Origin of the sequence: Rhizobium sp. BT04 (assembly GCF_030053135.1) — a bacterium.
GTDB lineage: Bacteria > Pseudomonadota > Alphaproteobacteria > Rhizobiales > Rhizobiaceae > Rhizobium > Rhizobium binxianense.
In genome coordinates this window covers 343,600-362,734 of the sequence record NZ_CP125651.1, presented here as the reverse complement: position 1 = coordinate 362,734, position 19,135 = coordinate 343,600, and the positions used below count along the sequence as shown (strand labels likewise).

Sequence of the window (19,135 nt, the reverse complement as noted above, 5' to 3'; positions counted from 1 at the left end):
TCATTGTTTGCGTTTCGTCTTGCGGACGAGCGTGGCGATGTCGATTCCGAGCGCCTTGGCGGCGCCTCTTTTGCTTCCATTCTCTGCGATGGATTTTTCCAGGATCCAGGTCTCGAACTCCTGAACCAGATCTTTCAAACCGGCGCGCGCGGGTGCGGTGGCCTCAGGCCCTTCCGAACGCTCGGGCTCGGCGCGCGCGGAGGCGGGTATCGGCGCCATGAAATGCTCGGCAAGCGCAATCTCCTCGGCTGAGGCCGCGGCATGCTCGAGGATATTCGACAGTTCCCGCAGGTTTCCCGGATAGGCATGCTTCAAAAGGAGATCGGCAAACTCCCGCGACAGGCGCAATTGAGGCTTTCGCCCGAGATTGATGCGGTGAAGCATCTGGTCGGCGACTGTTTTCACGAGATCGGGCTGCTGCCGCAATGGCGGCAGAGGGATCGTGACGACGGCGATACGATAGAAGAGGTCCTGTCGGAAGGATCCGCTGGCGATGCTGTTCTGCAGGTCGAGGTTTGTGGAGGAGATGAGGCGCAGGCGGGCGCGCCGCCGCTGCATCGATCCCAACCGGCTGAACGTCTGGGTCTCGAGAAAGGACACGAGCTTCATCTGGGAAGTGACGGACAGATCGGTGATCTGGTCGAGAAACAGAATGCCACCGTCGGCGGCTTCGATGAAACCGAGCTTGCCGCGGGTGGATTTGTCGAGCGGCGCCCCGGGCTCGATGCCAAACATCTCCGCATCGAACTGTTCGTCGGACAGCATGCCGCAGTTGACGTGCACGAAGGGCAGGGCGCCGGCTTCGCCCGCGCTTCCGATGCGGTTAGCGAACTCAGTTTTGCCCGTTCCGGTTTCGCCGGTCAGCAGGATTGCGCTGCCGCGTTCCAACGCCACCCCGGCTTTGCGCGCTAGGTTCTCGAGCTGCGGCGTCATGTGGTAAGCCGTCCGGCCAGGTTCACCGGCCTCCGTCTCGAAACGGAACCGCTCCAGGCCTTCGCTCGCCCTGTGCTGCCGGCCCGAGTCGCGCATGGTGATCAGCGCTCCGTAGGCGCCTCCCTCCTGGTTGCGCAAGATGCTCAGCGACGCGAACACGTTCCGCTGAGAATTGAGCGGGCCCGAGACCTCGGTCCGTTTGAGTTGATGAAGGGCGGCCGCCAATTTTTGAATGACGGGGCCGGCGGTTTTCGCATGTTTGGCGAGCTCCGTTCCGACGAGGTCGGCGCGCGCGAGGTTGAGGATGAGCTCCAGCTTGCCGTTGACGATCTTGATCGTGCCGTCGGTTTCCAGGAAGGCAACGCCGTCGGGCAGGGCTTCAAGAAGGCTGCGAAACTGCGGATCGTCGATAAAGCCCGGACGCAGCCCGCGCGGTGCCGATATGTTGATGTCGTTGGCATAGAACTTCATGACAGCGCCTCCTGTGCAGTGAGGCGCGACTTTCTTCTCGGTTTTTTCCGCGCCGTCAGCACGTAGCGGCGCATCTCTCCCTCGATGCGCGCCGCCCTGAAGCGCCAGCTGTCCCTGCTGTCGCTCGCCGAGATGATGACGAGGTCGCATTCGCTGTCCCCGGCCTCCTCCTCTTCGAGCGCTGCCTGCAGCAGTTTTTCCAGGACGTTGCGGGTCTCGACAAAATGCTGGAGCGGTCGCCCCAGCATCTGGTCGACCGGGCGGCCCCAGGCGGTTTCGGCGGCGGGATTTGCCGCCTGCAGCAACCCGTCGTCCGATATGACGAGGATCGGATCGGGCGTGGCGCTCAGGATGTCGAGCATCGTCTCTGCGCGATCGTAAAGCTGCTGCTCGCGCTTTCTGTGTATTCCGATGTCGCGCGTCGTGCCCCAGAGCCGGATCAGGAGCCCGTCCTTGACGGCGGCGCGGAAGTCGTTCTCGACGAGCATCTCGCTGTTGTCGTGGCGCCTGTCCACGGCCTGTGCACGGTCGAGGCGATAGTTGGAGCGGACGAGATCGCGCACCATTCGCCGATTGATTTCGGTCGCCGGGAAATAACGGGAAACCGGCTGCGTGTTGAAGTCCTGGTCATCGGGTACCCGGTAGAGGCGCGACATGGCCTCGTTGCAGGCGCGCCACCGGCTTCGGTTGCGGAAGATCTGCTCGACGATTTCCTCTTCGGCGAGCGACGTATCGACCGGCTCGAGAAACTCGATGCACCAGCAAGCATCGGTGGCAGCGCCGATCATTTGCGACAGGATTTCCACCCGCTCGACCAGTTCCGCGCCGATGCCAAGGGTCGGCGGCGTCAGCGGCTGCTTGAGGATTGCAAGGCCATTCGGCCCGTCTGCGAACGCACTCGCCACCATGGCCATCTCACCATAGGGACCGGAGTTCATCCATACCGGGAAGCTTCGATCGGCAGTCCGTTCGCCGCGAGCGACGGCACGGATCAGTGAGGCGGACACGCCACTATAGACGCTTTCGAGCGGCATGCCGATCACCGTCCGCGGATCGATGGCCAATTCCCTGGCTTCCCGATCGCTGATGCGGGAGATGCGGCCTTCAACGTCGATCCAGTCGATGAGGAGGCTGTCCATATCAAGGGCGGTGTTCATTCGTTCGTTCACGTCGCGGGTCTCAATCATGCGGTCACTCCAAATGCGCCTGGACTGACCGCGAAAACGCAGCAATCCAGCCAGAGGCGGGGGTAATTGCAACGGGCTACGAAGCCAGCCGGGAAAATTCTAGCATTTTGGGGGAAGAGATGTGCAGATATGCAGCGATTTGCTGCGGTTTTGCCGTAACTGCTTTGCTTGTAACGGCAGAGGATGCAATTTCATCGTCAGCACGGAACCGTGCGCAGCAACTCCCGTTGGCCCGGCACCGCCCATGGTTTATCCGGAGGCGCCGTCAACTGCCCGTTTCTGTAAGGCCGGTTTCGAAACCTTGTTCTCCAGCTCTCGGCTTTCGTCCTCGCCGGAAAGCCTCGCCTGGAACGCTGCGATCAGCCATCTCGTCGCAGGCCCCGGCGGGTTTGCAATATTGCGGACCGCGTGAACCGGGAATTCGCGCTGATCGAAGGCAGGAAAGTCGAGGCGGATGAGACGGCCGTCGGCGACATCGTCCTTGGCTACAGATGCCGGCAGTCCGCCCCAGCCCAGTCCGCCGCGGATGAACAGATGTTTCGTCGCATTGTCGCTGACCCGCCAGGTCTTGAGGGAGAATACATTGAAGTCCCGGCCCTTCGCCAACCCCGGGGCGTCGAAGACCACGAGCTGGGTTTCGTCCCGTACGTCGGCAAGCGTCATCGGCCGCCGCAGCATCGAAAGCGGATGATCCGGTGCCGCGACGGGAACCATCGCCTGCTGGCCGATCTTTTCGAAAACGATCTGATCGCTTTTGACCGACATAGTGCCGCCGAAGCCGACGACTGCCCTCCTGTTGATGACCGCATCCATGACCATCCCGGGTGTGCCGGCCGTTACATTCAGCGACACCGTGGGATAGTGGCTGCGGAAGGCGCGCAGCACGTCGACGACGATCTCCGACGGCACGACGGAACTCAGCGCGACATTAAGCTCCGCCTCCAGGCCGTCGCTCAGAGCTTGCACGCGCGCCCGCATCAGATCGAGATCGCCGAGCAGCCGGCGGGCGTCCTCGAGAACGGATCTGCCGGCCTCGGTCAGCTGCGGCCGCTTGGTGCCTGAGCGGCTGAAAAGCGCCACCCTGAGCTGCGCCTCGAGATTGGCGATCGTATAGCTGACGACCGACTGGGTTCGGTTGAGGGCACGGGAGGCGGCTGAAAAGCTGCCTTTCTCGACCACGGTGAGGAAGACCTGGAGCTGATCCAAGGTCGGCTGGGGCTGCATATCTCATCGATCCAATCGATAAATTTTTTCGAAAATATAACGGTTTTCACGATGAGCTTCCAGCCGTATCTTTTCGGCTCGCCATTGTGTTCATGAGGTTCGAATGTCCAGCGCCGCGACCGCCTCGCCTGCCGCGCCCGCGGGAAAAGGGCTCCAGATCGCATTATGGGTCGCGCAGGCGCTCATCTTCGCGTCCTTTACCCTGTTCGGCTGCATGAAATTCTTCATGCCGGTCGATCAACTGGCGGCGATGTGGGTCTGGCCGGGCGAGGTTCCCGTATGGTTTCTGCGCCTGATGGGCGTCATCGATTTTGCGGGCGGGGTGGGCGTCCTCTTGCCGGCCCTGACCCGGATCCAGCCGCGCCTGAGCGTGCTCGCTGCGCTCGGCTGCGTGCTGCTGCAGATCGCCGCCATGATCTTTCATGTCTCCCGCGGCGAAACGCCTGCGCTGCCGCTCAACGTCATCCTGCTCGCCCTTTCGGCGTTCATTCTCTGGGGCCGCGGCAAGAGGGCACCGATCGCGCCGCGCGGATAAGGGCTTCAAACCCGATACATAGGATTGGTGAGGATAAGCCTGGAATGCCGCAAGCAAGTTGGAACGCCTTCGATCACCTGTCCTTCGCCGGGACGGATCTGCAGGAGCTTTCAACTTCGCTTTCCCGCTTGCACAGCAGAATAGACGTAAGACCGGAAGGCAGTCGGAAGGCGCAGTATCAGATCAACATGGTTCGCGCGCGCGGGATCTCGATCATCGCAAGCGTCTATGACGGCGATTTCTCGATCCATTTTCCCGCATCGGCCGAGACGATCACGGTTCTCATTCCGCTGGCGGAAAGCGCAACGGTCACGGTCGCCGACCGCAAGCTGCCGTCCATCCAAAACCAGGGTATCCTCTTCGACGGTCAGTCGAACGGTCAACTGCGTATTGCCGGCCCCAGAACGCATCTTTGCCTTAGAGTGCCCCACCTCGAATTCGCCCGGCGGATCGAAGCCCGGTTGAATGCTTCATTGCGGGGACGCCTTCGCTTCGCAAACGAGATCGATCTGTCGCAAGGATCCGGAATGGACGTGGCGTTGCTCGCAATGACCATGCATCACGGCCTGATGGGTGAAACCCTCCGTAAATCGCCGAGGGCGCTTGGCCATCTCCTCGGAGCTATGCTCGAGCTTCTCATCGATGCCATACCGCATAACTATTCGCAGGAGTTCTCCCGTGACAGGAAATCTCCGGTTCCATGGCACGTCAAGCGCGCGATCCACTACATGCACGGCAATATTTCCCAGGTGATGACCCTCAAGGAAATCGCCGACGCGTGCGGCGTCAGTCCCCGTACCCTGCAGGATGGCTTTCGAAAATTTCGCATGACGACGCCCATGGCCTATCTGGAGCATCTCCGTCTCGATGTCGTTCGCCAGGAGCTTTCATCCGCCCATCCCGATCAATCGGTGAGAACCATTGCGCAGAAATGGGGCTTCACCCATGTCGGCCGTTTCTCGGGTCAATATCGAAAGCGCTTCGGCGAACTGCCATCCCAAACCCTTTCCCGGATCGGCGAAAATCCCGTCGGTGCCGGGAAGATCGAGATAAGCCGCTCGCAACGAATGGCGCTTGCCGAATGAACCCGTCTTTGCTCGGAATTGATAGCTGTCCGAATTTCGCATCTCTATCCATTTGGCGCGGCAAAGGTGCAAACTGAGCTGCCGCTCGGGTGAAAATAGGGATTTGTTAAGGCTAATGCGGCGTTTAGTGTTATACGAATAAGACGCAACACATTGAAATGAAAAGCGAAGTTGTTCTGGTTGATCGGCGATGAAACCACCGCAGCCCATTGAGCCATCGGACCTGGAGACATGAGAGTTTCCTGTTCTCCACAACGAAATAAGAATGCAAATGGCTGAAATTATCCCGTTTCCAACGCTGGTCTCCGACACCCCTCTTCACGATCACGATCACGAGGCCGCAGGCACACCGTCCGGCGATTCGCAGGTGGATCAAATGCTCCAGGCGCGCGCGCGGATCCAAAAGGTCCTGGACGAGCTCGACAGATTGAACGGTGCGCTGAAAACCAGTTTCGCGCCGCCAGGAATCGCAGGGTAACCGTCGCCCCTCCCGTTGAGGCGTCGAGCGAGTTCGGCGTGTGAATTGCAAGACATCAGGGCGTCTCGTGGCGAAGGGCTGCGACGACGCGATCGGCCATGAAGGCGCAACGGGCACCGTCGAACGGAAACAGCGCCGAGAATGCGCCGGAAAGCTGTTTTTCGATCGACTGGCGCAGCATTCTGCGCGCCCGGTGCAGTCGGGTCTTGGCTGTCTCGGGTTTGATGCCGAGATAGGATGCGGCCTCGTCGGTGCTCATGCCCTCGACATCGCGCAGCACGAAGACGGCGCGAAACTCGTCCGGGAGTTCGTCGACCGCATGTTCGAGGAGATGGCGCGCCTGGCTCCGCGACAGCTCGGTTTCCGGGTCGGCTGCCGAAAGCGAGGACGGAAAGTGAAGTATTTCGCCGCCCCGCGATGTCGTCTGCATGTCGATTTCCTCAAGCCCGGTGGTGTTCTTGCGACTGCGCACGCGGCTCAGCGCCTCGTTGAGCGTTATCCGGGTTAGCCATGTCGAAAGCTCGGCCTCGCCGCGGAAGGTCGCCAGATTGGTGAAGGCTTTGACATAAGCGGCCTGCACGACATCCTCCGCTTCCCAATCGTTGCGGATCACGGCGCGTGCCGTGCGGAACAGGCGCTGATTGTGACGTTGGACGATGGCACGGATGGCGGGCTCGTCGCCCTTTCTTGCGAGGGGCACACGCTCGGCGTCGGCGAGCGTCGATAAAGGTGGCCGGTGTCGTGCGACCGGAACCGGAATGGCTGTCATGAAAATCTCCGCCTGCCTGCCTCGTCTTTTGGTGGAGCCCGGCCCTACGGCCGGACGTCCAGTTTACCCGTCATGGTGGGATGAAAGCGGCAATAAAAATCGACCGCTCCTGCCCGGCTGATCGTCATGCGGCCTTCCGATTTCGGCGGCAGGTCGATATCGAAGCTTTTGTCGCGAGCCGTTGCCGTATGCCGGAATATATCATCATTTCGCCAGACGATCACATCGCCGACATGCAGCTCGGCCGGCGGCGCGGCGAATTTCATGCCCGCGATGGTGAGCTGATATTCCCCCGCCGATGCAATGCCGGCGCCTGCCCAAAGCAGCGCCAACAGCGACGGAAGCCGCAGCGATATCTTGAGCAGACCCATCGCAGACTACTTGATTATCGAGGCAAGATGCTCGGCATGCATCTGATGCTGCTTGAACAGGGTCAGCCCCGTTTCCAGCAGCGACTTCAGTTCCTTGTTCTGAGCCGAGGGGATCAGCACCTCGGCAAGCGCTGAGTTGACCGACTTGTGATAGGCGACCTCGTTTTCGACATAGGCCTTGTCGAAGGCCGCGCCGTCGAGAGCACCGAGTGTCGTCAGTTCGTTGCTTGCCTGTGTCGATAAGGACTGGCTGATCGCATTGTCCTCAGGCGTCACCTTCAGCTTCTTCACGAGGGCGAGCGCCTGTTCGTTGACGGCCTTGTGGTCGCGTTCCATGGTCTTGGCGAATGCGATGACTTCGGCATTCTTGCTCTTTTTCAACGCCTGCTCTGCGGCGGTGACATCGATGTGCCCCGCCGTATAGGCGATATGGGCGATCTGCGGGTCGGTCGGCTTGGCATCGGCGGCCATCGAAGCCGTGCCGAGCGAGGCCGCCAGGAGGGCTGTGCCGAGAATTGGTTTCAACATGATCTGTCTCCCTAATGTCATATGACGGAACGTCTCCCAGCAACGGTGGTGCGCCTCTGGAAGCGAGCATTGGATGCAGACCGGTCGAAAAGGTTCCCGGAAAATTTTACGCCGTGCAAGCGGCGTATCATCGGCATTGGCCGCCGAGGCTTCAGTCTCTGCCGAGGAAGCGCTGAAGCACGAGTTCCTGTCGGTAACGGCGCTGAAACTCGGTCCACTTGGCCGGATCGTGGCCGAACCATCGGCGCAGCACCGGGCCCGGCGCGATATTCTTCAGCCAGATGTGTCGACGGCCGCATCCTGCTTGTTCAGCCCGCGCGGCCAGAGCCTGTCGACCAGAATGCGCGTGCCGTCTTTGTCTACGCTAGGCTCGTAGATTCGTTTGATGTGCAAGGTCATTTGCTTGCCTGAATAGGTTCAAAACCGTTTCGACCGAATAGGTTGACGAAGGATTTGGTTCCAGCTCAAAGCCAGATGGTTGCCAATTAGTCACAGCGGGCTGCCTCTGAGCTGTCATAATTGATTTTTCGCGTACAACTGGTATTGCTCGGCCACCTACCGCTGATAATTTTCGATTCTCTCAACATTGCCAAAAGGATACCTGATGCGAAAGCTGGCGCCGTTGGTCCTTGTCGCAGTTCTTAGCGCATGTGCCCGGCCATCCGATGGCCCAACTGCCGGTGGTTTCTATAATGCCACCTCACCGCAAACGAACGAGCGAATTCCTGTTGTCCGGTTGTCGGAAGCGCCGATGGGTCCGGTTTCTTCAGCCCCGCTCGCCTATGCGGCCACTGATACAGGGCTCAGCAGCATGCGCTCGAGCGGATTTGCCGATACCAGGCTGCGGCGTGGCGACGTCATCGACGTGACGATTCTCGATCCCGGCGAGGATGGGCTTTTCTCGTCGACCCAGAGCAAGACCCTCAATCTCGGCCGCTTCACCGTCGATTCCACCGGCAATGTGACGCTTCCCTTCATCGGCAAGCAGCGGGTGGTGGATTCCTCGACCGAGGCTCTGCAAACGCGCATCGTCACCGGCCTGAAGGGGTCGGCCGTCAATCCGCAGGCTGTCGTCACCGTGGTCGACAGGCCTTCCAGCGGCTTCACCGTCAATGGCGACGTGCGGTCCGCCGGCCGCTTCCCGCTGACCGCCCGCAAGGAGCGCGTGCTGGATGCGGTCGCACTGGCCGGCGGCGCATCGTCTGCGCCGGGCTCGGCGACCGTGACGCTGATGCGCGGCAAGCAGCGCGCCACCGTGCCGCTGCAGCGCGTCATCGACGACAGCAAGCAGAATGTCTATCTGCTGCCGGACGACCAGATCTATGTCGACAAGGATTCACCGACCTTCACCGCCTTCGGCGCCTTCAAGAGCGTCGGCGAGTTCGAATTCGAGCCGGGTAGGCTGACGCTGGCCCAGGCGCTCGGCCGGGCGGGCGGCCTGCTCGACGACCGGGCCGATGCGAGCAATTTCTATGTGCTTCGCAACCAGCCGGTCTATACGCAGGTGGCGGCTGTGAATGCCAAGACTGCCGCGCCGGTCTTGGTGAGCAGCAAGCCGGTGATTTACCGAGTCAATATGAAGGACGTGTCCAATCTGGCGCTGATGCAGCGCTTCCAGATGATGGACGGCGATATTATCTACGCCAGCAATGCCAGCCTGGTGGACTTCGCCAAGCTCTTCAACGTCTACCAGAAAAGCGTGCCGACGGCCGCTGCACCCATCCCCGGCTCGAGCGGTAATTAAGCGCCGACTGGACGTTTCGCGGGGCCGCCGAGCAGATGCAAGGCGGCCTTCGCATTTTGGGGCCTGTCTTCAGGATTGCGCTGCGACAGGCAGATCGCCAACGCCTCTAAAGCCTGAAGCTCTTCGCCTTCCTCGTCGCAATGATGCAGGAGCAGGGACAGCAGAAGTCCTGCGGCATAGAGGTCGGATCGGCCGTCCAGCGATCCACCGGCCATTTGTTCCGGAGACACGAAATCCGGTTGGCCGGCAAAGGCGAGATCGAGTTGCCCGTGCCGGCACCCGATCTCGATCGCGATGCCGAAATCGGCGATCTTCAAACGGGAGAGGTCGCCATCGGCAAAGAGAAGATTGAGCGGCGACAGGTCGCAATGCACGGAGCCGGCGGCATGGATGGCCTCCAGCCCGGACAGCACCGATATTATGACCGAGATGACCTCATCCGGAGAGAACGGTTGTTCCTGCAAGCGATCCGCAAGCCGTCTCCCGAGCCATTCCAGGACCAGAGCTGGGCGTCCGTCGGCAAGGCGCAGAACCGCTTGTGTTCCAGCGATATGAGGGTGACGGAGCGTTATGCCCATCTCGGCTTCGCGCAGCATGAGCTTCCTCAGCACGGGATCGTCGGCATGCTCGGGCCGCGGCATCTTAATGGCATGAAGCGTTCCGAGATCACGATGGCGGGCACGATAGATTTGGGTGAACGCGCCGTCATGGACCAGCGCCTCGAGCACGAAGCTGTTGGCGATGATCCCGGGATCGGTATCGCTGAGACGGGCCTCGCCTCGATCGAGCGCATCCCGCACCCGGTCGACCAGGATCTGCCGGGTCCCGGGCGGATACGGATTGTCCGCGCTAGCATTCAATGCCTGCCAGAGATGGGAGAAACGTCGCGCGATCTCCTCGAAATCCGCTTCCGGAGGTTCACGGCTCATCGGTCTTCACGTCGATCACGATGGCGCTGAGATTGTCACGGCAATTGGCGATCAGCCCTTCCTGGACGAGGATGTCGGCCGCCTTTTCGATTTTTGCGGAAAGCAGGATTTCAGCGATGCTGCGTTCAGGGATCGCATTCGGCAGCGGCGCGCTGCAGAGCAGGAGCCGATCGCCGGCCTGCAATCCGCCGCAGAGGACTTCCGGAATGAGATGCCCGCGTAGGCCGATGGCGCGCGAGAGCGTGCGCCGCAGGCCGATCTCCACATGGTCGCGGGTGAGGCAGCGCATCATGCCTTCTCGCAGGAGGTAGCAGCGGGCATCCCCGACCCAGAGCAGGGCGCAGCTCTCCCGAAGCGTGGCCAGCACGACGATGCTGGCGGCCGACGGTTCGCGATCGGAGGAATGATAGGCCGATTGAAGCAGGCCGTGGGCACGGCCGAGCTTGCCCTTGACCTCCTGCACGAGAGCCTCGATCGTCTGCTGCTTCGCCGTTTCGGCCAGCACATGAACGGCGATCTTGCCGACTTCGGCCGCGGCGTTGCCATCACCCACGCCATCGGCGACGGCAAAGAGCGAATGCGTCTCCGAAACGAGCAGTGCGTCGGCATTGACGGTGAGCCGCGTGCCGGCATGTGTGGCGTGGCTGTGACGCAGCACGAGAGGCTGATGCTGTTCGACGACAACTGCGCGCGTTGTTGTCGCGGCCGTTTCGGGTCGCGGGGCCGCCGAAGCGGTGGGGGAGTTGTCGTGCAGCAGTTTCGGAAAGTGCTCGGGTTCAGGGGCGCCGCTGACGCCGAATCCCTTCGCCCGCCGCTCCTCGGGGTCGATCCGCCACCAGATCGTGCCGCGGCTGGACGCTCTGTCCTGCAGCGTCTCGTTTTCGGCGAGATCGGCCGGCCGCAAGCTCCGCAGCCGCTTCAGGCTTGCGGTGAAATGGTTGATGTCGAAATCCCGCTTGGCAGAGCTTTCGGCGATCGCCTCGGCCGCCGTGAACCACGCGTCGTCGAGATAGAGCTGGCGCGGATGCTCGGCAAAGCCGTGAAGCTGGGCAGCGATAACAAGCGGAAAACTGCGCCCGACGCGATCGAGGCTCGGCAGCAGAACGCCGGCGACGGTGGCCGGTCCCCAGAGGCCGCGTTCGACGATGAAACGCCATGCCGGCATGAAACGGAAGCGGCGTTCCCAATCCCCTCCGAGTTCCTGCTGTGCCGCTTGCAGCCCGGCCTGCAGCCACGCGTCGAGCGCGGATTGCAGGTTGCGGCCCAAGCCCATCGAAACGAAATCGCCATGGCTCGGCAGTTTGCCGAAGAAGCCGATCCTGTCGGCCTCGGTCGGGTTTCGCTCGAGGGTGGCGCGCTCGTTCATATCAGGCCGATCAGAATTGCACCGGGCATGAGAAGGCGCCGAGCGCCTCCAGCCGGAATGGATTGAGCACCGAACCGAATTGCACGTCGAACTCCGCCGCCTGGCCGTCCTGCTGGAATTTTGCCCGGAAGAGATCGTCGCCCTGCACCGTGACGTTGGCATCATCGAAAAGGCGGAAGGGCGACCAGTCGCCATTTTCCGTCAAGGCCTGCTGCCAGCCGCCCGGCTGGAAGGCGATGCGCGAGGCGTTGCTGGCTTCCGTCGATGGCCAGGTGATCGATTTCGACTGGATCGGACCGTGGAAATAGACCACCCGTTCGCCTTCGATCTCCAGCATCACGGCGCTGGCGGCATCGGTCAGCGAGACCGGTTTGACGTTGATCGTGATCGACGGGTTCTTGCTGCCGGCCGGGAAGAAGGCATGGTTGATCTTGTCGGCATTCTCGAACTGGGCGATTGCGGCGCTCGGGATGCTTGCCGCGCCGAACGTGCCTTTCCAACCCCATGGCGAAGCACTGGTGTCGACGAAGGCTTCGAGCTTTTCCTTGAAGAAGGTCTTGAACAGGCCCTCGGGGCCGAACAGCCTGACGAAGTCGCTCATCGCCACGTCACGAGGGGATTTCCGGTCGAAGGGATAACGGCCGGCGACGACAGTCGAGCAGAAACCCGCGCCTTCCGCGGCCCAGGCGCCGCTGATGCGAGAACGGGCGGATTTGACCGCCAGCGATCCGACATCCGCAGCCAGCCCCGCCATCCAGCTATCGACCGGCCCGGGCAGCTTGCGGGCCTGCTGAAGCAGGTCCTGATTGGCGTCGGTCAGCTGGCTGTCGACGTCGAACACTTTCGCCACTTCGGCGGTCGAGGTCGTCGCCCGCGAAAGCTGCTCCTGGACCCGCTGCAGGATCGGCTCGAGCTGCCCGATCTCCGACCGCGGCGCATCCTTCGACTGGTCGGGAAGCGGAGACTGGCCGGCCGGCGCCTTCAGCGCGTCGCGCAGGCGGCCGAAGGGATCGGGCGCATTCGCCGCACTGGCAAGCGCCGCGGTCGAGGTCGCCAGGCTGTCGCCGGCGGCCGAGGCGATTTCGGCGCCAGGCCCGCGCAGATCGGTGGCAGCAGTGATCGATTTCGCAATCGTCTCGACCGGGCCGGGCTTGCCGGCCAGAATGCGGGTGGTTTCCGCCGCATCGCCGATCGTCTGGGAAGGCTTCACCCTGATATCGGCGAGAAGCGTCGACCAGCGCTGCTCGAACGTGTCGAAGTAAAGCTGAAGCGTCGCCTGAGCGACCGTATCGACCGTGACGCCGGCAGGATTGGGATCGCCGCGGACCCATTGCTCGTCGAGCGCTTCGCGCGCCGCGTCGGTGATCCCCGTGAGAACGACCGTTCGGTAGCCGGTCGCGGAGAAAAGGCCGGGAATGCCGTCGCTGAGCGGCGCCTTGGAGGTTCTCTCGAAAGCCTGTTCGCCGAGCGGTCCGAGCGCGCCGGCCGGACTCCAAGCCGGAAGAGCCCGGGACTCGCGGTATTCCGCCAGGATGTCATAGGCACGGCTGGCGATATTCTCAGAGCGGATGATCGCGCGCGCCTTGGCGATCAGCGCCTTGTCGAGCTCGATCGGCGGCAGCGCGCCGCGCGTCATGGCTTCGGCATGGGCGATCAGCGCGTTGCGGGCTGCGGCCCGGCCTTCGTCGGGGTAGAGCCTGGTGAACATGTCCTCCGCCTCAAGCGAGGCAAAGTCCGCATTCACAGGGCCGAGTCCGCCGAGCATGCCGTAGAGTTTCAGCGCGTCGAAGGTGCGGGTGACGTCGGTGGTCTCGGTCATCTCCTTCTGCAGCTGCACCAGCATGCGCGGCAACAGCAGCGTGTTCAGCGCCCGCTGATAAGCCTCGCGCTGGCGGCTTTCGACCTTTCCTTCCTGATCGAGGCCGAGGCTCACCGGCCAGACGCGGGTCTTGCCGAAGTCGGTGGTGACGGCGGCCAGATTGTCGAGCGCCGGCAGGATGCGCAGGAAATCAGCATCCGAGACGTCGCGCACCGGCACGCCGCGCACCAGCTGTTCATAGGCGTCGATGCGTCTTTCCGCGCCGGCAAGCGCCGTGGTGTTCTGGATATAGGTCGCCGTCCAGCTTGTGAGAACGACGGCAAGCAGCAGGACCGCCGATACATAGGCTGCCCGACGGAAGAGGAGCTGCCGGCCGGAAAGCCGCTTGTCGCGGGCAACCAGCGAGGCCTCGCCGAAGATCACCTCCTTGAAGAGCCGCGAGAGGAAATAGCTGCGCCGCGTGCGGGGAACGGCGACGGTCTCCTCCCTCTGGGTGCTGGAGGCGAAATAGATGCCGCGCAAGAGCGGCGCTTCCACCAGTTTCGAACCCGAGCACAGTTCGGTCACGACATCCTGCAGGCGCTCTTTCAAAGAGACGAGTTCGGCCGGGAAGCGGAAGATGCGGCCGCGCAGCTCCGGATTGGGCTCCTGCTGCAGGCGTTCGATCAGCATGGCGTCGACGCGCTGCTGCAGCAGGGTGAATTCCTCGTTGAAGCGTTCCGGCAGGTTCGCCGCCTTGTAGCTTTCGTCGAGCCCGAAGGTCGTGCCCCAGACCTGTTCGCGGTCGCTTTTGTTGAAACCGTCGAAGAATTCGACGAAGCCGGTCAGGAGATCGGCCTTGGTCAAAAGCAGATAGACCGGCACGCGCGCATGCAGGAGTTCGTCGAGCTCGGACAGCCGCTGGCGGATCGCCCTGATCTCCTCGCGCTGGGCTTCGGGATCGCGCGTCAGAAGATCGCCGATCGACAGCGTCACCAGCGCGCCGTTGATCGGCTGCGAACGGCGGTATTTGCGCAGCAGGCCGAGAAAGCCTTCCCAGCCGGCCTTGGCGGTGCCGTTCAGATCGTCCTGCGTCGTGTAGCGGCCGGCCGTATCGATGAGGATCGCCTCATCGGTGAACCACCAGTTGCAGTTGCGCGTGCCGCCAATGCCCTGCACGGAATTGCTGCCGAGCGCATCGCCGAGCGGGAATTTGAGGCCGGAATTGCTGAGCGCCGTCGTCTTGCCGGAACCCGGGGCGCCGAAGATGACATACCACGGCAGCTCGTAGATATAGCCGAAGCGCTTCTTGGTGATGCGGCGCAGGAGCTGCAGCGCTTCCTTGAGGCGACTGTGGATCTCGCCGACCTCCGCCTGCTGGCTGGCCGCCGCTTCGGCTTCCGCGTCCCGCTCTATCCCTTCGACGAGCTTCTTGTCGCGGCGGCGGTCGCGGATGGCGGTGAAGACGAGATAAGCGAGCCACGCGGCGATGATGATGCCGATCAGCGTCAGCCGCGCGCTGGTGCTCGCCAGCGGCTTGAAATCGCCATAGGCGGCGAGATAGCCGTAGAACCAGATGACGACGCAGATTGCCGCCACCCAGATGATCGAGATGAAACGGCGGCCGATGAGGCCGGCATAGGCCTCCACATAGGAACGCAGCGTATAGAAATAACTGAGTGGGTTCATCGCGAACCACCTCCTGCAGCAGGCAGCGTCGGTTCATCCGGCATGTCGGCCCGAGGCGAGGTCGTCAAATCCGCATCGTTCAGCCGCTCGCTCGGATCGGTCAGGACCAGGATCTCGGTGCGGCGGTTCATCTCCCGGCCCTCCGGCGTATCGTTGGCGGCGATCGGATCGGTGTCGGCACGCCCCTCGGTCAGGATCGCGCCCGGTCCGGTGAACGAAGTGAGGATTTCGCCGACCGCCTTGGCGCGGGCTTCGGAAAGGTGCCAGTTGGAGGGGAACTGGACGGTGCGGATCGGCACATTGTCGGTATAACCCACCACCACGGCGCGGAAATTCTCTGCAGCGAGCGCGCCGCCGATCCGCTGGAGAAGATCGTGGAATTTCGGGCTGACCTCGGCGCTGCCGATGGCAAACAGGCCGGAATTGCTGATGCGCACCAGCAGCCTGCCATTCGAATCCGAGAGCGTGACCAGCTTTTTTTCGACCTCCGGCTGGAGGAAGGCGAGCAGATTGTCGAGCCGGCTCGGCGGTTTCACTTGCGGCGGTGGGGTTAGCGGCGGGGTTTCGGCGACGACAACGGGCGGCGGTTGCCGCGACGGCTCGGGAACTTTGACCAGCACGCTCGGCATATCGCGCGGTGGCAGCTTGGCGAGCCGCTCGAATGTTCCGTCGGAGGCGCGATTGAGCGAGAGGGTGAAGAACAGGTAGCCGAACGCCAGGATCAGGGTCAGGAGGGAAAGCAGCGTCCAGATCGCGGCCGCGGTGCGCAACGGCTGGTGCCGGGCCGAAACGCCCCTCCAATGGGGAGAAAGCTCCCGTTCGAACACGCCGTACTGGCCAAGCAGCGTCTTGTAGAGACTGTCGCGGATGCGGCCGAGCTCCAGCCCGCCGCGCGCCGAGACGCGGGTGCGGCCCTCGAAGGCAAGCGACAGGCAGAGGTAGATCAGCAGCAGCAGGTCCTTGTTGGCGCCGGGGCTCTGCTGGAAATGGTCGAGCAGGTCGAACACCCGTTCGCCGCCGGTCACGTCCATGTGGAAGGTGGAAACGAGACCCGAGCGAGCCCAGCCGGCGCGAACACCCCAGGCCTTGCTGAGCACGACATCGTCGACCGTCGCGCAGACGACATAATGGGCGGCGCGCGCCCGTTCGGGGCTGATGCGCGCGCTGGCGAGATCACGCTCGTAGCGGCCGACCGCTTCGATCGCCAGCTGGCGCAACGCGTCGATCTCGGGCTGTTCTTCCGTATAGCGCAGGGCATGGGCAAGGTTGAGCAGCGGTGCGGCCGAGCGCACCATGGTCGGTACGTCCTCGGCGCCGAAGCGAAAATCCCGGACGAGTGTTTCGATGGACGCGGCACTCTTCGCAAGTGATCCCACCGGCCCCTTTCCCCCCTCGCTTTCGGGAAAATCGAGAACGTCATCCAGCATTTCCGCCATCTTGCGGGCGGATTGCTTTTTCCGAGTGCCGTCCTCGGTGAGTTCGACGACGGTCGGCAGGTTCTGCCAGGAGGCGGGTTCGGTCTTCATTCTCTCAGGGCCCACAGTTCTATTTCGAGCCCGGGGAAATCGCCGGCGAGATGCACGGCGATGGCGCCCGAAGTGTCGAGTTGTTTCCAGAGCGGGTTCTTGGTGTCGAGTTCGAAATAGATGGTGCCGGAGCGATAGGGGAGCTGGCGCGGCAGCACCGGCAGCGGCCGCACGGGAATGCCCGGCAGCGCCACGTTGACGAGGTCGGCGATACGCTCGACCGGGCCGACCTTGATCTGCGCCGGCAGCTTGCGGCGCACGTCCTCGGCCGGCATCTCGGCCCGCACCGCCAACACGAAGCCGGCGTCCCTGAGCAGCGTACGGTCGTTGATCGTGCCGATCCTGACGCCATGCCGGCGTTCGGCCAGTTCGATCGCCACCGCCGCCTGTTCCAGCACGGAGGACAGCGAGGCGCGCAGATCGTCGAAGACGGCGGCAAATGTCGCCTTCAGGTCGTCGTGGCGATAGGGCGGGAAGTCGCTGGCGCGCTTGCGGTCGGTCGTGAAGGTGGCGAGTTCGCCGGCAAGCTGGATGCAGTTCTCGTAGAAGGTGATGGGATGGATGCGCGTTGCATTCGCCGAAATATGCTTCAGCATCGGATCGGCGCGGTTGAGGATCTGCAACAGCAGGTAGTCGCCGACCTCCGCCGTCCCGCGGATGGTGGGGTCGCCGATCCGCTCGGCGATCGCCTCTGCGCGATGGCGCACGATGCCGAGAAGCTCGGTGATCAGCTCGTTCAGCCGTCCCGCGGCCGTGCAGTTGAGGCTCGGCACGATATAGTCGGGATCGAGGATCACGGCCCGGTCGGAGCGCACCTCGATGATGCGGGCGAGCCCGATGAGCTCGTAGCCGGCGAGCTCGTCGCCGGTCCGGAGATAGCGCAGGCTGAGGCGGCCGACATCGATCGGCGCCATGAAGTCGGTCTCGACATTGGCATCGGGCGCTTCGTAGGGCGAGGCGACGAGGCGGACGCTGTTGCGCGCGGCACCGCCGTTCAGCGCCACATCGGCCTTGCCCGGCTGACGGGCGGGAAGTGCGAGATAGACGATCGTATTCTTGGTATTCTCGTCGAGATCAAGCGGCGGCGGCAGGTCGGTATCGATGGGGGCTTCGAACGGCGTTCCGTCGGGCAACACGCCGCGCAGGTTCGACAGCGCGAATTGACCGATCGCCAATGCGCCGCGGTCGATGCCGATCTCCGCTATGCCCCAGGGATAGGGCGACAGGCCGTGCGTGGCGGTGCGCACGAGCCGCTCGGTCCAGCGGTCCGCCTGCTGGAAATGCTGCACGCGAAGGAACATGCCTTCGCTCCAGGCCACCCGGTTCTCATTCCTCATGGTGCGCGTCTTTTCCTTCCTGCCTGTCTTGCGGACGAGGCCCTGCGTCTCTGCCGTTCATCGCGCCGGTCATGGCATCGCGGAAGAGGTCCTGAATCGACCGGCTTTTGCCGTCCTTTTCGAATTGCGCCCGGTAAGCCCGCCAGTAATTCCGGTCCCGGCGCCAGGCGCCGGTCTCGACACGCGCTTCCAGGCTGCGCGGCTCCAACTGGCCCGCCGTCCGAACGAGAGCCTGGAGGGCGGAATTGAGCGTGAGCTGTCGCCCGAGCAGCGCCTCGATGCGGGCAAGCAGCGCCTCCTCCGTGCCGCCGGCCAGGAAGTCCGGCTGCCTGTCGAAGGACGGCACATGCATTTCGAAAACGGCATAGCTGTTCTCGACAGCCTCCTCGAACCGGGCGAGCAGCGGCTCCAGCCGATCGGCGAAGGCTTCGAACCGGCCGATCGTCAACGATGGAAATTCCTCGGCTTCGGGCTGCGGGTCGTTGTCGTTGACGATCTCGATCACCGGCGCGGCGCGGCGCTGAGCGATCGGCACGGCGACATGGGTGGCGGACCCATGTTCCAGGTGGCTGCCGTATTCGGTCTCCTCCGAATTCCAGTCTTCCGGCAGAAGCTGGGTGGCTGAACGGATCTCCGGAGGGCCGCTCCAGCCGATCTCGACATTGCGGGATGAAGCCGCGCCTTTCTTCCCGCCCTGTTCGGGAAAGGCCCAGTCATCGGTCGCGCGCTCACCGAGAATACCGCTTGCGGTGCGACCGCCTGGAGCGATGTCGGCCAGGATCGCAGAAATGGTCAGCGGTTCGTCGCTCAGCACCAAACCGGCATCGGGATCCTCGATCTCGCGGTCCTTGTCGCCTGATATGTGGACGGAAAAGGCAAGTCCGCCCATCTCCAGCCGCGACCTGTCGGAAAGCCTGGCGATTTGACCTTCATGAACGGCGACGCCGTCGACCCAGGAGCCGTTTGCGCTCTGGTCGCGCAGCAGGAAGCCATCGCGGTCACGTTCGATGATGCAATGGAGCTTGGAGATGGAGCGCCGATCCTCCGGCAGCCGCCAGTCGCAATCGGGCGCCCGCCCGAGCGTTCGCCGGCCGCGTTCGAAGAACCATTTCGACTGGCCTGACGCCGTCGCGTCGCTGGTGATCTCTTTCAGTTCGAGCCGCAT

At 63.0% G+C, this 19,135-nt stretch carries 17 protein-coding genes and 1 pseudogene; 4 read left to right on the top strand and 14 right to left on the bottom strand.

Features of this window, described 5'->3' with window-relative positions; all coding sequences use genetic code 11:
• The 3 genes from QMO82_RS06940 to QMO82_RS06930 all read right to left on the bottom strand — a co-directional run bounded on the left by QMO82_RS06940 (window position 1) and on the right by QMO82_RS06930 (window position 3,815).
• Window positions 1-1,404, bottom strand: coding sequence for a sigma 54-interacting transcriptional regulator (locus QMO82_RS06940; protein WP_183609851.1), 1,404 nt, complete (start codon window positions 1,402-1,404; stop codon window positions 1-3).
• A complete protein-coding gene (locus tag QMO82_RS06935) occupies window positions 1,401-2,591 on the bottom strand; it encodes a PAS domain-containing protein (protein WP_183609852.1) in 1,191 nt (396 codons plus the stop codon). The genes QMO82_RS06940 and QMO82_RS06935 overlap by 4 nt, the downstream gene beginning before the upstream one ends.
• A gap of 249 nt (window positions 2,592-2,840) precedes the next feature.
• A complete protein-coding gene (locus tag QMO82_RS06930) occupies window positions 2,841-3,815 on the bottom strand; it encodes a LysR family transcriptional regulator (protein ID WP_183609853.1) in 975 nt (324 codons plus the stop codon).
• Between the two features lie 103 nt (window positions 3,816-3,918).
• On the opposite strand from QMO82_RS06930, the gene QMO82_RS06925 reads away from it, so the two are divergent.
• Together QMO82_RS06925 and QMO82_RS06920 are read left to right on the top strand one after the other, a co-directional pair.
• The gene (locus tag QMO82_RS06925; protein ID WP_183609854.1) at window positions 3,919-4,350 is read left to right on the top strand and encodes a DoxX family protein; all 432 of its coding nucleotides are present in this window, start codon (window positions 3,919-3,921) and stop codon (window positions 4,348-4,350) included.
• Window positions 4,351-4,394: 44 nt separating this feature from the next.
• Window positions 4,395-5,435, top strand: coding sequence for an AraC family transcriptional regulator (locus QMO82_RS06920; RefSeq protein ID WP_183609855.1), 1,041 nt, complete (start codon window positions 4,395-4,397; stop codon window positions 5,433-5,435).
• A gap of 44 nt (window positions 5,436-5,479) precedes the next feature.
• On the opposite strand, the gene QMO82_RS06915 is transcribed toward QMO82_RS06920, so the two are convergent.
• A complete protein-coding gene (locus QMO82_RS06915; protein ID WP_183609856.1) occupies window positions 5,480-5,668 on the bottom strand; it encodes a hypothetical protein in 189 nt (62 codons plus the stop codon).
• Between the two features lie 38 nt (window positions 5,669-5,706).
• On the opposite strand from QMO82_RS06915, the gene QMO82_RS06910 reads away from it, so the two are divergent.
• Entirely contained in the window at window positions 5,707-5,913 is a 207-nt protein-coding gene (locus QMO82_RS06910; protein ID WP_246718395.1) for a hypothetical protein, read from the top strand.
• Between the two features lie 55 nt (window positions 5,914-5,968).
• Here the strand turns inward: QMO82_RS06910 and QMO82_RS06905 are convergent, their stop codons facing one another.
• The 4 genes and pseudogenes from QMO82_RS06905 to QMO82_RS06890 form a co-directional block, all read right to left on the bottom strand.
• On the bottom strand, window positions 5,969-6,682 hold the full coding sequence (locus QMO82_RS06905) for an RNA polymerase sigma factor (protein WP_183609858.1): 714 nt from the start codon (window positions 6,680-6,682) through the stop codon (window positions 5,969-5,971).
• A gap of 44 nt (window positions 6,683-6,726) precedes the next feature.
• A complete protein-coding gene (locus QMO82_RS06900) occupies window positions 6,727-7,053 on the bottom strand; it encodes a cupredoxin family copper-binding protein (protein WP_183609859.1) in 327 nt (108 codons plus the stop codon).
• A 6-nt stretch (window positions 7,054-7,059) separates the two neighbouring features.
• Window positions 7,060-7,581, bottom strand: a complete 522-nt coding sequence (locus tag QMO82_RS06895) for a DUF4142 domain-containing protein (RefSeq protein ID WP_183609860.1) — start codon at window positions 7,579-7,581, stop codon at window positions 7,060-7,062.
• Window positions 7,582-7,732: 151 nt separating this feature from the next.
• Window positions 7,733-7,908 (bottom strand): annotated as a pseudogene (locus tag QMO82_RS06890) (DUF488 family protein); the annotation flags it as partial.
• Between the two features lie 277 nt (window positions 7,909-8,185).
• Here QMO82_RS06890 and QMO82_RS06885 point away from each other — a divergent pair.
• A complete protein-coding gene (locus QMO82_RS06885) occupies window positions 8,186-9,325 on the top strand; it encodes a polysaccharide biosynthesis/export family protein (RefSeq protein ID WP_183609861.1) in 1,140 nt (379 codons plus the stop codon).
• On the opposite strand, the gene QMO82_RS06880 is transcribed toward QMO82_RS06885, so the two are convergent.
• Genes QMO82_RS06880 through QMO82_RS06855 form a run of 6 tightly spaced genes read right to left on the bottom strand, consistent with a single transcriptional unit; the run spans window position 9,322 to window position 19,135 of the window.
• Window positions 9,322-10,254: a serine/threonine-protein kinase gene (locus tag QMO82_RS06880; RefSeq protein ID WP_183609862.1), complete on the bottom strand. Its 933-nt coding sequence runs from the start codon at window positions 10,252-10,254 to the stop codon at window positions 9,322-9,324. The genes QMO82_RS06885 and QMO82_RS06880 overlap by 4 nt on opposite strands.
• Window positions 10,244-11,620, bottom strand: coding sequence for a type VI secretion system-associated protein TagF (gene tagF, locus QMO82_RS06875; protein ID WP_183609863.1), 1,377 nt, complete (start codon window positions 11,618-11,620; stop codon window positions 10,244-10,246). The genes QMO82_RS06880 and tagF overlap by 11 nt, the downstream gene beginning before the upstream one ends.
• A gap of 10 nt (window positions 11,621-11,630) precedes the next feature.
• On the bottom strand, window positions 11,631-15,107 hold the full coding sequence (gene tssM / locus QMO82_RS06870; RefSeq protein ID WP_183609864.1) for a type VI secretion system membrane subunit TssM: 3,477 nt from the start codon (window positions 15,105-15,107) through the stop codon (window positions 11,631-11,633).
• Window positions 15,104-16,633 carry a type VI secretion system protein TssL, long form gene (tssL, locus tag QMO82_RS06865; protein WP_183609865.1) on the bottom strand — a complete coding sequence of 510 codons (1,530 nt, stop codon included), beginning with the start codon at window positions 16,631-16,633 and terminating at the stop codon, window positions 15,104-15,106. Before tssL ends, tssM begins: the two co-directional genes overlap by 4 nt.
• Complete coding sequence (gene tssK, locus QMO82_RS06860; protein ID WP_183609866.1) at window positions 16,630-17,970, bottom strand: type VI secretion system baseplate subunit TssK; 1,341 nt, start codon at window positions 17,968-17,970, stop codon at window positions 16,630-16,632. The genes tssL and tssK overlap by 4 nt, the downstream gene beginning before the upstream one ends.
• Window positions 17,960-19,135, bottom strand: coding sequence for a type VI secretion system-associated FHA domain protein (locus QMO82_RS06855; RefSeq protein WP_183609867.1), 1,176 nt, complete (start codon window positions 19,133-19,135; stop codon window positions 17,960-17,962). The genes tssK and QMO82_RS06855 overlap by 11 nt, the downstream gene beginning before the upstream one ends.

What these genes read in the sequence shown, in the direction of transcription:
- QMO82_RS06940 (WP_183609851.1), bottom strand. Translation starts at nt 1,404, where the DNA reads ATGAAGTTCTATGCCAACGACATCAACATATCGGCACCGCGCGGGCTG.
- QMO82_RS06935 (WP_183609852.1), bottom strand. Translation starts at nt 2,591, where the DNA reads ATGATTGAGACCCGCGACGTGAACGAACGAATGAACACCGCCCTTGAT.
- QMO82_RS06930 (WP_183609853.1), bottom strand. Translation starts at nt 3,815, where the DNA reads ATGCAGCCCCAGCCGACCTTGGATCAGCTCCAGGTCTTCCTCACCGTG.
- QMO82_RS06925 (WP_183609854.1), top strand. Translation starts at nt 3,919, where the DNA reads ATGTCCAGCGCCGCGACCGCCTCGCCTGCCGCGCCCGCGGGAAAAGGG.
- QMO82_RS06920 (WP_183609855.1), top strand. Translation starts at nt 4,395, where the DNA reads ATGCCGCAAGCAAGTTGGAACGCCTTCGATCACCTGTCCTTCGCCGGG.
- QMO82_RS06915 (WP_183609856.1), bottom strand. Translation starts at nt 5,668, where the DNA reads ATGTCTCCAGGTCCGATGGCTCAATGGGCTGCGGTGGTTTCATCGCCG.
- QMO82_RS06910 (WP_246718395.1), top strand. Translation starts at nt 5,707, where the DNA reads ATGGCTGAAATTATCCCGTTTCCAACGCTGGTCTCCGACACCCCTCTT.
- QMO82_RS06905 (WP_183609858.1), bottom strand. Translation starts at nt 6,682, where the DNA reads ATGACAGCCATTCCGGTTCCGGTCGCACGACACCGGCCACCTTTATCG.
- QMO82_RS06900 (WP_183609859.1), bottom strand. Translation starts at nt 7,053, where the DNA reads ATGGGTCTGCTCAAGATATCGCTGCGGCTTCCGTCGCTGTTGGCGCTG.
- QMO82_RS06895 (WP_183609860.1), bottom strand. Translation starts at nt 7,581, where the DNA reads ATGTTGAAACCAATTCTCGGCACAGCCCTCCTGGCGGCCTCGCTCGGC.
- QMO82_RS06885 (WP_183609861.1), top strand. Translation starts at nt 8,186, where the DNA reads ATGCGAAAGCTGGCGCCGTTGGTCCTTGTCGCAGTTCTTAGCGCATGT.
- QMO82_RS06880 (WP_183609862.1), bottom strand. Translation starts at nt 10,254, where the DNA reads ATGAGCCGTGAACCTCCGGAAGCGGATTTCGAGGAGATCGCGCGACGT.
- tagF (WP_183609863.1), bottom strand. Translation starts at nt 11,620, where the DNA reads ATGAACGAGCGCGCCACCCTCGAGCGAAACCCGACCGAGGCCGACAGG.
- tssM (WP_183609864.1), bottom strand. Translation starts at nt 15,107, where the DNA reads ATGAACCCACTCAGTTATTTCTATACGCTGCGTTCCTATGTGGAGGCC.
- tssL (WP_183609865.1), bottom strand. Translation starts at nt 16,633, where the DNA reads ATGAAGACCGAACCCGCCTCCTGGCAGAACCTGCCGACCGTCGTCGAA.
- tssK (WP_183609866.1), bottom strand. Translation starts at nt 17,970, where the DNA reads ATGAGGAATGAGAACCGGGTGGCCTGGAGCGAAGGCATGTTCCTTCGC.
- QMO82_RS06855 (WP_183609867.1), bottom strand. Translation starts at nt 19,135, where the DNA reads ATGCGGCTCGAACTGAAAGAGATCACCAGCGACGCGACGGCGTCAGGC.